General features: G+C 71.4%; 11 protein-coding genes and 1 pseudogene. 6 read left to right on the plus strand and 6 right to left on the minus strand.

What is annotated here, in order from left to right:
* The first annotated feature begins 157 nt into the window (after nt 1-157).
* Entirely contained in the window at nt 158-1,222 is a 1,065-nt protein-coding gene (locus AOK11_RS01265; protein ID WP_055591745.1) for a murein hydrolase activator EnvC family protein, read from the plus strand.
* A gap of 98 nt (nt 1,223-1,320) precedes the next feature.
* Here AOK11_RS01265 and AOK11_RS01270 read toward each other — a convergent pair whose 3' ends face one another.
* The 6 genes from AOK11_RS01270 to AOK11_RS01300 form a co-directional block, all read right to left on the minus strand.
* Nucleotides 1,321-2,229, minus strand: a complete 909-nt coding sequence (locus tag AOK11_RS01270; RefSeq protein ID WP_079034557.1) for a Cof-type HAD-IIB family hydrolase — start codon at nt 2,227-2,229, stop codon at nt 1,321-1,323.
* A gap of 165 nt (nt 2,230-2,394) precedes the next feature.
* Complete coding sequence (locus AOK11_RS01275; RefSeq protein ID WP_055591746.1) at nt 2,395-3,291, minus strand: LLM class flavin-dependent oxidoreductase; 897 nt, start codon at nt 3,289-3,291, stop codon at nt 2,395-2,397.
* Between the two features lie 10 nt (nt 3,292-3,301).
* Nucleotides 3,302-4,174: a DUF72 domain-containing protein gene (locus tag AOK11_RS01280; RefSeq protein ID WP_055591747.1), complete on the minus strand. Its 873-nt coding sequence runs from the start codon at nt 4,172-4,174 to the stop codon at nt 3,302-3,304.
* A 498-nt stretch (nt 4,175-4,672) separates the two neighbouring features.
* A complete protein-coding gene (locus AOK11_RS01290) occupies nt 4,673-5,131 on the minus strand; it encodes a hypothetical protein (protein ID WP_055591749.1) in 459 nt (152 codons plus the stop codon).
* A 32-nt stretch (nt 5,132-5,163) separates the two neighbouring features.
* A complete protein-coding gene (locus AOK11_RS01295) occupies nt 5,164-5,712 on the minus strand; it encodes an RNA 2'-phosphotransferase (protein WP_055591750.1) in 549 nt (182 codons plus the stop codon).
* Between the two features lie 197 nt (nt 5,713-5,909).
* The gene (locus AOK11_RS01300) at nt 5,910-7,682 is read right to left on the minus strand and encodes an SDR family oxidoreductase (RefSeq protein WP_055591755.1); all 1,773 of its coding nucleotides are present in this window, start codon (nt 7,680-7,682) and stop codon (nt 5,910-5,912) included.
* A 282-nt stretch (nt 7,683-7,964) separates the two neighbouring features.
* Here AOK11_RS01300 and AOK11_RS01305 point away from each other — a divergent pair, with 282 nt between their 5' ends.
* The 5 genes and pseudogenes from AOK11_RS01305 to AOK11_RS01325 form a co-directional block, all read left to right on the plus strand.
* On the plus strand, nt 7,965-8,990 hold the full coding sequence (locus AOK11_RS01305) for an ABC transporter ATP-binding protein (RefSeq protein WP_240497166.1): 1,026 nt from the start codon (nt 7,965-7,967) through the stop codon (nt 8,988-8,990).
* Nucleotides 8,980-9,897 carry an ABC-2 transporter permease gene (locus tag AOK11_RS01310; protein ID WP_055591751.1) on the plus strand — a complete coding sequence of 306 codons (918 nt, stop codon included), beginning with the start codon at nt 8,980-8,982 and terminating at the stop codon, nt 9,895-9,897. Before AOK11_RS01305 ends, AOK11_RS01310 begins: the two co-directional genes overlap by 11 nt.
* Nucleotides 9,894-10,805: an ABC transporter ATP-binding protein gene (locus tag AOK11_RS01315; protein ID WP_055591752.1), complete on the plus strand. Its 912-nt coding sequence runs from the start codon at nt 9,894-9,896 to the stop codon at nt 10,803-10,805. The genes AOK11_RS01310 and AOK11_RS01315 overlap by 4 nt, the downstream gene beginning before the upstream one ends.
* Nucleotides 10,806-10,815: 10 nt before the next feature.
* Complete coding sequence (locus AOK11_RS01320; RefSeq protein ID WP_055591753.1) at nt 10,816-11,535, plus strand: ABC transporter permease subunit; 720 nt, start codon at nt 10,816-10,818, stop codon at nt 11,533-11,535.
* Between the two features lie 248 nt (nt 11,536-11,783).
* Nucleotides 11,784-12,035, plus strand: a pseudogene (locus tag AOK11_RS01325) (SGM_3592 family protein); the annotation flags it as partial.
* Between the last annotated feature and the right edge of the window lie 146 nt (nt 12,036-12,181).

Raw genomic sequence — 12,181 nt, forward strand, 5'->3', positions numbered from 1 at the left:
GGGTGGGCCCGCGTGACGTGAGAACACTTGACCAGGTGTCAATCACGATCAGCGGGTGCTCTGTTCGGCGGTATCGCTGGTCCATCCGGGTCGTACGGTCCCCCAGGCGTACGACATGAACAGGACCGTTGCCGGGGCGGGGGCCAGGATCGCTGTCATGCGCCTCCCCCGCCGTCATCCGCTGCTCGTCGCCGTGCCGCTGTGCGCGCTCGCCGTGCTCGCCGCCCGGCCCACCGACGGCGAGGGCGACGGCCCGTACGTTCCGGGCCACGGTCCGGAATCCGGGGCCAGCGCCCAGGTGGCGCGACTCTACGAGGAGGCGGCCGCGGCGACACTGAAGTACGAGGCGGGCCGGCGCCAGGCGAGACGGCAGCGGACCGAGGTACGACGGCTGGAGGAGCTGCTCGACCAGGAGCGCCGGGAGTCCGAGGTCCTGCGCGATGACCTCGGCCGCATCGCACGGTCCCAGTACCGCAGTGGCGGCGGACTGCCACTGACCGCGCACCTGATTCTCGCGGACGACCCGGAGGAGGTGATACGCGGTCAGCGTGCCGTGTGGAAGGCGAACCTGACCCTCGACACCGCGCTTAAGAGGAACGCGCGCGCCGAGGCCCGGCTCGCCCGGGACGAGGCGAAGGCAGAAAAAGCGTGGAAGGCGCTGGAGAAGCGGAACAAGGGAATCGCCGGTCTCAAGAGCAGCATCGAGCAGAAGCTCGAGACGGCGCGGTGGCAGCTGCAGGGCCAGGCGGACGCCTCGGTGGCGGCCGGTTCCTGCCGCGGGGCGGTGCGGCTCGATCAGCCGGAGACCGCGTTCACCGGGTCCTGGGTGGCGCCGGTGGAGACCTACGTGCTGTCCGCGTCCTACGGGAGCGGCGGTGCGCTCTGGGCGAACCGGCACACCGGCCAGGACTTCGCGGTGCCGATCGGCACGCCGGTGCGGTCCGTGGGCGGGGGCAAGGTGGTGAAGGTGTCCTGCGGAGGGGCCTTCGGCATCGAAATCGTGGTCGAGCACGCGGGCGGCTACTACACGCAGTACGCCCACCTGGCCGCCGTCACCGTGGACCAGGGCGAACACGTCTCGCCCGGCCAGTGGATCGGTCAGTCCGGGACCAGCGGCAACTCCACCGGGCCGCACCTGCACTTCGAGGTGCGGGTCACGCCCGAGATGGGTTCGGCGGTGAACCCGGTGTCGTGGCTGGCGCAACGCGGGCTGACACTCTGAGCGGGCACCGGGCCCGGCCCGCTCCGCCGTTCACGCCGGACCCACTCGGGGTGGTCGACCCCACCCGAGACGGTCGGCCCACCGGGTGATCGGCCCGGTCACGACCGTCGGCTCAGCAACTGTTCGATCACCACGGCCACGCCGTCCTCGTTGTTGGCGACCGTGCGCCCCGAGGCGGCGGTGAGGACATCCGGGTGGGCGTTGCCCATCGCGTAGGAACGGCCCGCCCAGGTCAGCATTTCGATGTCGTTGGGCATGTCCCCGAACGCCACGACCTCCTCGGGCGAGATCCCGCGCTCGGCGCAGCACAGGGCGAGGGTGCTGGCCTTCGACACGTCGGGACCGCTGATCTCCAGCAGGGCGCTGGGGCTGGAGCGGGTGACGTTGGCGCGGGTGCCGATGGCCAGCCGGGCCAGGGTGAGGAAGGCGTCGGGGTCGAGCTCGGGATGGTGGGCGAGGATCTTGAGCACCGGCTCGTCGTCGGCGGGGCCGCCCGGCGCCAGCAGTTCCTCGGCCGGGGCGCGGACGTCCGGTATCTCCATGTGCAGCTTCGGATACGCCGGCTCCTGGTTGAAGCCGTAGGTCTGCTCGACGGCGTACACGGTGCCGGGCGCCGCCTCACGCAGCAGCCGCACCGCGTCCAGCGCGTTCTGCCGGGCCAGCTCGCGCACCTTCACGAAACGGTGGGCACCGGCACCGCCGTGCAGGTCGACGACGGCGGCGCCGTTCCCGCAGATGGCGAGCCCATGGCCGTGGACGTGGTCGCTGACGACGTCCATCCAGCGGGCCGGGCGGCCGGTGACGAAGAAGACCTCGATGCCCGCCTCCTCGGCGGCGGCCAGTGCGGCGATCGTGCGGGGGGACACCGACTTGTCGTCGCGCAGCAGGGTGCCGTCGAGGTCGGTGGCGATGAGCCGCGGCGGGGTGACAGGGATGTCTTCCCACTCGAGCGAGGTCGAGGGCTGGGGGGAGCCCGGGGTCTCGGGCTGTGCGGTCGCTGAGGTCACCCCGCCATTGTCCCGTACGAGCCCGCACGGCCGTGCCGCACTCCGTACAGGTGAGGGCTCACCGCTCCCGGTGAGCGGCCGAAACGGGTGCGGCGGCCGAAGCCGCGGCAGTGACGGTGAGGGCCGGCTACGGGCATCGATCCGGCTCGCCGGCCGCCCGCCCGTTCAGCCCAGCTGGGCCGGAGCCTCCATGGCGATCCGTTCGAAGATCTTCTGGTCCGCCGCGAAGTCCGAGTCCGGGATGGGCCAGTGGAGCACGATCTCGGTGAATCCCAGCTCCGCATGGCGGCCCGCGAAGTCGACGAACGCGTCCAGGGACTCCAGCGGGCGCCCCCGGTCCGGGGTGAATCCCGTGAGCAGGATCTTGTCCAGCTCGGCCATGCTCCGCCCGATCTCGGCACAGGCATCGGCCAGTTTCTCCAGCTGACCGCGAAGGGCGTGCACCGACTGTTCGGGCGTGCCGTTCTCGTACAGCTTGGGGTCACCCGTGGTCACCCATGCCTGCCCGTGCCGGGCGGCGAGCCGCAGCCCGCGCGGCCCGGTGGCGGCCACGGCGAACGGCAGCCGGGGTCGCTGCACACACCCCGGGATGCCGCGGGCCTCGTGCGCCGCGTAGAAGTCGCCCTGGTACGACACGGAGCCCTCCGTGAGCAGCCGGTCGAGCAGCGGTACGAACTCGGCGAAGCGGTCCGCCCGCTGGCGCGGGGTCCACGGTTCCTGGCCCAGCGCGGTGGCGTCGAAACCGGAACCGCCCGCGCCGATACCGAGGGTGACGCGTCCGCCCGAGATGTCGTCGAGGGCGATCAGCTCCTTGGCCAGGGTCACCGGGTGCCGGAAGTTCGGCGAGGTGACGAGCGTGCCGAGCCGGAGCCGTTCGGTGGCCGCCGCGGCGGCGGTGAGCGTGGGTACCGCGCCGAACCAGGGGCCGTCCCGGAAGGTGCGCCAGGACAGGTGGTCGTAGGTGTAGGCGGCGTGGAAGCCCAGCTCCTCGGCGCGCCGCCACTTGTCGCGGCCCCCCTCGTGCCAGCGGTCGATCGGCAGAATCACAGTGCTCAGTCGCATGGGGACGACCCTACGAGAGACCGAGCAGGTGTTGCATCGACTGCGCGGCGCTGACGGCGGCGTCCCCGCAGCAGTTGTTGAACAGGACGTGGACCTCCCGCGCCTGCTCGGCCATCTCGCGGAGGCGCGGTGTCCACTCGGAGAGTTCTTCGGGCGTGTACGAGTGGCGGAATCTCTCTTCCTTGGTGCCGGTCCCCCACGCGCTGTTGCGACCGTGGAAGCGCACCAGGGCGAGTTCCGGGGTGGTGACCCGTACGACCGGTGGTACGGAAGCGGGAAGCGTCTGCACCATGTCCACGGCCACGGCGGCCGTGTCCAGTTCCGTCAGCAGGGCGGTCGTCGCATCGACGTGCTCCTCGCGCCACCAGCCGGGGTGTCGGAACTCCACGGCCATCGGCCATCCCGCGGCACGCTCACGGCACCGGCGCAGGAACTCCACCGCCGGCCTCCCCGGTACGAGCCGGTGCGGGAACTGGAAAACCAGCGTCCCCAGACGGCCGGACGCGCGCAGTGGTTCGAGGGCCGCGCTGTACCGGTCCCACACGTCGTCGAGCAGCCCGGGGTCGATGCCTGCCCGCCCACGCTGCCGTGCGAGGGCCGGGCGCAGTTCGGCGGGCAGCGCTTCCGGCCGCGTCGGGTGCCCGGTGAGCAGGGAGAACGCCTTCACGTCGAACCGGAAGCCCTCAGGGGTGCGGTCGGTCCACAGAAGGCTGTTACGGGTGCTGGGCAGCCCGTAATAGGTGGAGTCCACCTCTGCCACCGGGAACTGTGTGGCGTAGTGCCGCAGTCTGCCCTCCGCGTCGCGGTGGCCTGTCGGATACCAGCCGCTGGACACCAGTGCCTTGTCCGTCCACGAGCAGGTTCCGACGCGGATCTCTCCCATCCCGCCAGTCTTCCCCGGACGCGGTGACGGATTCGTCCGGCACAGGGGGCCATCCGTCCGGCGGTCCGCAACGGGCCCCGGGCGGTTTCGGCCGGAGCCGCCCGGAGCCGCCCGGAGCCGCCCGGAGTCACCGGTCGGCGGACCTTGCCGTTCCTCCAGGGCGCGAGTGAGGCGCCGGGCACGAGTTCTCGTACGTCTCGTCACGGGGAGCGGGACGGTCGGACAGCAGGGTGACGGCCGCGGCGGCGGTCGGGGTCGGAAGGGCGCCGGACCACGGGTCGGCCCGGAAGGTGCGCCACGGCAGGTGACCGTAGGTGTGTCCCGTGGGGAAGCCGAGCTCCTCGGCGCTCTTCCGGGGTGAACGGCTGCCCTCGTTCCAGCGGCGGTACGGGAGGGGCACGGTGCTCAGGCGCAGACTCGTGCCGTCGAGTTCAGGTTCTGCCGGCCCCCGTCGACGCCCGGGTGTTTCACGTGAAACGGTCGCCGCACATCCAGCGCTCACCGCACGCGCGCACTCAGCCAAGGCGTGAGGACGATCATGGGGATGAACTCCTTGTGCGTCCGGTCGCCGGGCAGCGGCACGATCAGGAAGTGGCCCGGGGGGAAGCGTCGGCTTCGGACGTGGGCGAGGCCGTCGAAGACGGAGCGGAGGAAGGCGGGCACTTCGTCGCGGGGGATGTCGGGGCACTCCACGCCCTCCACGTCGATCAGGGCGTCGTCCTCGGCATAGAGCCGCACGCTGATTCGGGGCAGGCCGCCGAACTGGACGTAGGCCTCATGGGGGAGGGAGCCGTCCGGGTCGGTGGTCACGCCCACACCCGCCGCGGTGCGGCGTGATGTCTGGTCGGCGCCGATGTCATGGGTGACCTCGATCTCGCGCCCGTATACGTCCGCGAGAGCCCGGAAGGCGGTGACGGCGGCCTCGGTGGTGGGCAGATGTTCCATACCGCTGATCATGTGGTGCCGTCGGCCTCCGGGAAACCGCCGCGTCAGTGGCTCTCGGGGAACCGCAGATACCCAGGGGGCACGGTGCCGGTCAGCCACACGCCGTTCGCGCTCACCCGGAAGACATGGCCGTCGCGGTGCATGGCGGCCGAGTCCACGGAGAGCACCACGGGGCGGCCCCTGCGGGCACCTACGCGGGTCGCCGTCGCGCGGTCGGCGGAGAGGTGCACGTCGTGCCGGTCCATGGGCAGCAGACCCTCGGCGCGGATGGCGGCCAGGTGACGGGCGACGGTGCCGTGGAAGAGATACGGCGGCGGGGCGGTCGGCGGCAGTCCGAGGTCGATCTCGATGCTGTGCCCCTGGCTGGCGCGGATCCGGGTGCCCTCGATCGCGAAGCGCTGCTTGTCGTTGGCGGCGACGACGTGGCCCAGTTCCGCCCGGGTGAACCGGAAGCCGTGTGCGGCCGCCGCGGCGATCAACGTGTCGATCTCGACCCAGCCGGCCTCGTCGAGGGTGAGCCCGATGGCCTCGGGCTGATGGCGCAGATGCCTGGCCAAGTACTTCGACACCTTCACGGTGCGTCTTTCGTCCATCCGCTCAGCCTGCCGCGGGAGACGTGAATCACGCGATTGATTTTGTCCAGCATGTTTGATCCACAGCAAAGTCTGTTTATCCACAGCGGATTCGGTCGAACCTGTGGACAACCGTATCGGCGGCTCCCGGACAGTCCCGTACCGACGGCCGCCGGCCGACGCGGGGCCGGGCCTTCGGACCGGCCCTCGGCGAGGCCTCACACCGGTGGCCTCACCCGAGCGATCCTGCGCAGCGCCCCCGGCATCCACCGCGCCCACACGTACGCGCCGCGCGCCTCCGGGGCCACCGGTACCACCGCCTCGTTCCGCACCACCGCGCGCAGAATCGCGGCGGCGACCTTCTCCGGAGGACAGTTGCGCAGCCCGTAGCGGCGGGCCGCCCGCTGCCTGCGGCGCTGCTCCTCCTCGGCCTCCGCGCCCGCGAAGCGCGCGCTGGAGGTGATGCCGGTGTCGACGAGGCCGGGGCAGACCGCCGTCACGCCGATCCCCTGCCCCGTGAGCTCCGCGCGCAGGCACTCGCCGAGCATCAGCACCGCCGCCTTGGAAGTGCTGCAGGCGGGCAGCGCCCGGGACGGCTGGTACGCCGAGGCGGACGCCACGTTCACGATGTGACCGCCCTGCCCGCGCCCGGCCATCCGCGCTCCGAAGAGCCGGCAACCGTGGATCACGCCCCACAGATCGACGTCGAGGACCCGTTTCCAGTCCTCCGGGGTGGTGTCGAAGAAGGAGCCGCCCAGGCCGACACCCGCGTTGTTCACCAGGACGTCCACCACGCCGTGCTCCGCGGTGATCTCCTCGGCGAGTTTTTCCATGGCCTGCGCGTCGGACACGTCGACGGTCCTGGCCCAGGCCGTCGACGCTCCGGCCGAACGGGCCTCCTCGGCGGTGCGGACCGCCGCCTCCGCGTCCCGGTCGACGGCCACCACGCGCGCGCCCGCCTCGGCGAAAGCGAGCGCCGTCGCCCGTCCGATGCCGTTGCCCGCCCCGGTGACCAGGACGAGCTGCCCGCCGAACCGGTCCGCGTACCGGCCCGGGGCGGTGACCTCTGTCCGGCCGGCCTCCACGGAGGTCACGAACTCGGTGATCCAGGTCGTGAGCTGGTCCGGGCGGGTCCGCGGCACCCAGTGCTTCGCCGGGAGCGTCCGACGGGTCAACCGCGGTGCCCACAGCTCGAGATCGTCGTAGAGCCGCTCCGACAGGAACGCGTCCCCCAGCGGCGTGACGAGCTGCACGGGCGCGTGCGCGTAGGCGTCCGTGCGGGGGTGGCGCAGCCGGGACCGGACGTTGTCCCGGTACAGCCATGCCCCGTGCGCCGCGTCCGACGGCAGGGAGGAGGTCGGATAGTGTCCGTCGCCTGTGCGGGGGACGTTCTCGAACCGCTCCAGGACGCGCGGCCAGCGCTTGCCGAGAGGGCCGCGCCAGGCCAGTTCGGGCAGCACCGGCGTGTGCAGCAGATACACGTACCAGGACTTGGCGCCCTGGCCGAGCAACTGGCCGACCCGGCGCGGGGTGGGCCGCCGCAGCCGGCGGTTGATCCAGTGACCGAAGTGGTCGAGCGACGGGCCGGACATCGAGGTGAACGAGGCGATCCGCCCCTCGCTACGTCCGACGGTGACGAACTCCCAGGCCTGCACCGAGCCCCAGTCGTGCCCCACCAGATGCACCGGTTCGTTCGGGCTGACCGCGTCCGCGACGGCCAGGAAGTCGTCGGTCAGCTTCTCGAGGGTGAAACCGCCCCGCAGCGGACGCGGCGCGGTGGACCGCCCGTGGCCGCGGACGTCGTACGCCACGACGTGGAAACGCTCCGCGAGGCGCGGTGCGACCTCGGACCACACCTCCTTGCTGTCGGGGTAGCCGTGCACCAGGACGACCGTCGGCCGCCCGGGGTCGCCCAGCTCCGCCACGCACAGCTCGACGCCCCCGGTACGCACCCGGCGCTCGCGCGCGCCCCGCAGCACCGTTCCGGACAAGCCCGTCACTCCGCCTCCGCCCCGTACCGCCGACTTCGCCCTGCGCCCGCGCCCGTCTGCTGTGCCACGTGTCCGTACCGCGGGCTGCGCTCCGTGTCCGTGGCGTGGCACCGGCGAATCTGGCAGCTCATCGGAGGCCGGGTCAAGAGGTGACTCCTGGCTGCGGACAGCTCCCCGAGGGGAGGATCCCCTACGGGCCCGTACAACCAGAGGGGGATGCCAAGACGGCTCTCCGGGCTGACGACCCGCGTGGCGCGGGTCACTAACGTCGGGGGCGTGACTGTGATCGCGACCGAAAGTCTGAGCAAGCGGTTCCCCAGGGTGACCGCGCTTGACCGGCTCTCCATGGACGTCGGGCCCGGTGTGACCGGACTCGTCGGGGCCAATGGAGCCGGCAAGTCCACATTGATCAAGATCCTTCTGGGTCTTTCCCCCGCCACGGAGGGCCGCGCCGAAGTGCTCGGCCTCGACGTCGCGACCGAGGGCGCCGCCATCCGGGAGCGGGTCGGCTACATGCCGGAACACGACTGCCTGCCGCCGGACGTCTCGGCCACCGAGTTCGTGGTCCACATGGCACGCATGTCCGGCCTGCCGCCCACCGCCGCGCGGGAGCGCACCGCGGACACCCTGCGCCATGTCGGCCTGTACGAGGAGCGCTACCGCCCCATGGGCGGCTACTCGACCGGCATGAAGCAGCGCGTGAAGCTCGCGCAGGCCCTGGTGCACGACCCGGACCTGGTCTTCCTGGACGAGCCGACCAACGGCCTCGACCCCGTCGGCCGTGACGAGATGCTCGGCCTGATCCGTCGCATCCACACCGACTTCGGCATCTCGGTCCTGGTCACCTCACACCTTCTGGGCGAGCTCGAGCGCACCTGCGACCACGTGGTCGTCGTCGACGGCGGCAAACTGCTGCGCTCCAGTTCCACTACGGACTTCACGCAGAACACGACGACCCTCGCGATCGAGGTCACCGACACCGACGAGCACCCCGACGGCACCCGCGCGGTGCGCGAAGCGCTCGACGCGCGCGGGGTGTCCGTCCAGGACGGCAGCGGACTGCCGGGCTCCGGACACGTCCTCCTGCTCACCGCCCAGGGCGAGGAGACCTACGACCTGGTGCGGGACGTGATCGCCGACCTCGGCCTCGGCCTGGTGCGCATGGAACAGCGCCGCCACCACATCTCCGAGGTCTTCACGAACGAAACGGACACCGGCGCGGGCACGGACGCGGGTACAGGTACGAACACCGGGGCCGGCCACGGCAACGGCGAGCAGCGGAAGGAGGCGGTCGGCCATGGCGGTTGAGCAGCCCCTGCGGACACCCGCACCGACGTCGGGTGACCAGACCCGGATCCACAACATCGGCTATCGCTCCTACGAAGGCCCCCGCCTCGGCCGCTCCTACGCCAGGCTCTCGCTGTACTCGCAGTCCCTGCGCGGCTCCTACGGCCTCGGCCGTTCGGCGAAGTCCAAGGTGCTGCCGATGCTGCTGTTCGTGGTGATGTGCATCCCCGCCGCCATCATGGTGGCCGTCGCCGTGGCCACCAAGGTGAAGGAACTGCCCGTCGACTACACCCGCTACGCGATCATCATGCAGGCCGTGATCAGCCTGTACATCGCCTCGCAGGCACCCCAGTCCGTCTCGCGCGACCTGCGCTTCAAGACCGTGCCGCTGTACTTCTCGCGGCCCATCGAGACCGCCGACTACGTACGCGCCAAGTTCGCGGCCCTGACCTCGGCCCTCTTCATTCTGACCGCCACTCCCCTGCTGGTGCTCTACGTGGGCGCGCTGCTGGCCGAACTCGACTTCGCCGACCAGACCAAGGGGTTCGCGCAAGGACTCGTCTCGGTGGCACTGCTCTCCCTGCTCTTCGCCGGTATCGGCCTGGTCATCGCGGCGGTCACCCCGCGTCGCGGCTTCGGCATCGCCGCCGTGATCGCCGTGCTGACCATCTCCTACGGCGCGGTCTCCACCCTCCAGGCGATCGCGCACGTCCAGGACAGCTCCCAGGCGATCGCCTGGATCGGCCTGTTCTCGCCGGTCACCCTCATCGACGGTGTGCAGTCCGCCTTCCTGGGCGCGAGCACCACCTTCCCCGGCGGAGTGGGACCGTCGAACGGCGAGGGCGTGGTGTACGTCCTCATCACCCTCGGCCTGATCGCGGCCTGCTACGGCCTTCTGACGCGCCGCTACCGGAAGGTGGGCCTGTGACCACGCTCTCCATCGACCACGTCTCCCGCTGGTTCGGCAACGTGGTCGCCGTCAACGACATCACCATGACCATCGGCCCCGGCGTGACCGGTCTCCTCGGCCCCAACGGTGCCGGGAAGTCCACCCTCATCAACATGATGGGCGGCTTCCTCGCCCCCTCCACCGGCACCGTCACCCTCGACGGCCAGACCGTGTGGCGCAACGAAAAGATCTACCGGCAGATCGGCATCGTCCCCGAGCGCGAGGGGATGTACGACTTCCTCACCGGCCGCGAGTTCGTCGTCGCCAACGCCGAACTGCACGGACTGGGCGCCAAGGCGGCCCAGCAGGCCCTGGCGACGGTCGAGATGGAGTACGCGCAGGACCGCAAGATCGCCACGTACTCCAAGGGCATGCGGCAGCGCGTGAAGATGGCCTCCGCGCTGGTCCACGAGCCGTCCCTGCTCCTGCTGGACGAACCGTTCAACGGCATGGACCCGCGCCAGCGCATGCAGCTGATGGACCTGCTGCGGCGCATGGGCGACGAGGGCCGCACCGTACTGTTCTCGTCCCACATCCTCGAAGAGGTCGAGCAGCTCGCCTGGCACATCGAGGTCGTCGTCGCCGGCCGGCACGCGGCCAGCGGAGACTTCCGCAAGATCCGCCGCCTGATGACGGACCGTCCGCACCGCTACCTGGTGCGCTCCAGCGACGACCGAGTCCTCGCGGCCGCGCTGATCGCCGACCCGTCCACGTCCGGCATCGAGGTCGACCACAGCGAGGGCGTCCTGCGCATCCAGGCCGTCGACTTCGCCCGCTTCACGTCCCTGCTGCCCAGGGTCGCGAAGGAACACGGCATCCGCCTGCTCACGGTCTCGCCGTCCGACGAGTCCCTCGAGTCCGTCTTCTCGTATCTCGTCGCGGCGTAGGAGGCCAACCATGTACGACCCCACAGTCGCCCGACTCACCTACCGGGCCCTGCTCGGCCGTCGCCGGGCCCTCATCCTGGGCGCCCTGCCCCTGCTGCTGATCGCGATCTCCGTGGCGGTGCGCGTCCTCGCCGGTGCCGACGACCAGACCGCGGCCGACGTGCTCGGCGGGCTGGCGCTCGCCACCATGGTGCCGATCATCGGTGTCATCGCGGGAACCGGCGCGATGGGCCCGGAGATCGACGACGGCTCGGTGGTGTACCTGCTGTCCAAGCCGATCAAGCGGCCCACGATCATCTACACCAAGCTGATCGTGGCGATCGCCGTGACGATGGTCTTCTCGGCGGTGCCCACCCTGATCGCCGGCTTCGTCCTCAACGGCAACGGCCAGCAGATCGCCGTCGCCTACACGGTGGCCGCGCTGGTCGCCTCCATCGCGTACGCGGCGCTCTTCCTGCTGCTCGGCACGGTCTCCCGGCACGCGGTGGTGTTCGGACTGGTCTACGCGCTGGTCTGGGAGGCCCTGTTCGGTTCCCTGGTGCCCGGCGCGCGCACGCTGAGCATCCAGCAGTGGTCGCTGGCGGTGGCCCAGAAGGTCTCCGGCGGCGACCTGGTCACCTCGGACGTCGGTCTCACGACCGCGACGATCCTGCTGGTCGTCGTCACCGTCCTGGCCACCTGGTACGCCGGGCAGAAGCTGCGCACGCTGACGCTCGCCGGGGAGGAGTGACCTCACCCCGTTCCGCGCGCTTCGTTCCGCTCCGGCACACCGGGCACGGGGGACACCGAGGGCTACGGCTCACGATCCGACGGAAGGACTGACCGCGATGGCGGGTGGGACGACCGGGCACGACGAACGGCGGGAGCACGAGGGCGAGGACCGGTGGTCCGCCCGCCGGCCCGTCCACGGGCCGGACGGACCCACCCGTCCTCGGGACCGACGACCGGCCGGACCACCGCCCCGACCGCCGGGCCCGTGGCCGGGACGCCGAGGACGAGGCTGAGGACGAGGCCGAGGGCAGTGCCTCGCCCGCCCCGGACGGTGTGGTCCTGGACGACGCCTTCATCCGCGCTGCGGAGGCCGCCGAGCCGTCCGCCCGCGTCCGCATGCTGGCCGAACGCCGGCGGCACGAGGAGCCGGAGCCGCAGCCCTGGCGCTCCGGCGAGCCGCCGGCGGGATGGTTCTTCAGCAAGGCACGCCGACGCCGGTGGCGCCGTCGCCGGGGATGAGCGCGCCGCGGCGGCCGGCAGCGGTGCCCGCCCGGCTGTCCCGCTGACGGCGGGGCGGCCGGGTCCTCACGGCCCGCGGCCCCGCGGCTTCGCGTCCTTGGCGTGGTCCGGACGACAGGCCCTAATGTCCTGAGTCGGGAATTCGC

The organism is Streptomyces hirsutus, from assembly GCF_001418415.1.
Taxonomy (GTDB): Bacteria; Actinomycetota; Actinomycetes; order Streptomycetales; family Streptomycetaceae; genus Streptomyces; species Streptomyces hirsutus.

Bases quoted from the DNA above. Each gene is read 5' to 3' on its own strand.
- AOK11_RS01290 (WP_055591749.1), bottom strand. From the start codon at position 5,131: ATGATCAGCGGTATGGAACATCTGCCCACCACCGAGGCCGCCGTCACC.
- AOK11_RS01275 (WP_055591746.1), bottom strand. From the start codon at position 3,291: ATGCGACTGAGCACTGTGATTCTGCCGATCGACCGCTGGCACGAGGGG.
- AOK11_RS01265 (WP_055591745.1), top strand. From the start codon at position 158: ATGCGCCTCCCCCGCCGTCATCCGCTGCTCGTCGCCGTGCCGCTGTGC.
- AOK11_RS01295 (WP_055591750.1), bottom strand. From the start codon at position 5,712: ATGGACGAAAGACGCACCGTGAAGGTGTCGAAGTACTTGGCCAGGCAT.
- AOK11_RS01280 (WP_055591747.1), bottom strand. From the start codon at position 4,174: ATGGGAGAGATCCGCGTCGGAACCTGCTCGTGGACGGACAAGGCACTG.
- AOK11_RS01320 (WP_055591753.1), top strand. From the start codon at position 10,816: ATGTACGACCCCACAGTCGCCCGACTCACCTACCGGGCCCTGCTCGGC.
- AOK11_RS01310 (WP_055591751.1), top strand. From the start codon at position 8,980: ATGGCGGTTGAGCAGCCCCTGCGGACACCCGCACCGACGTCGGGTGAC.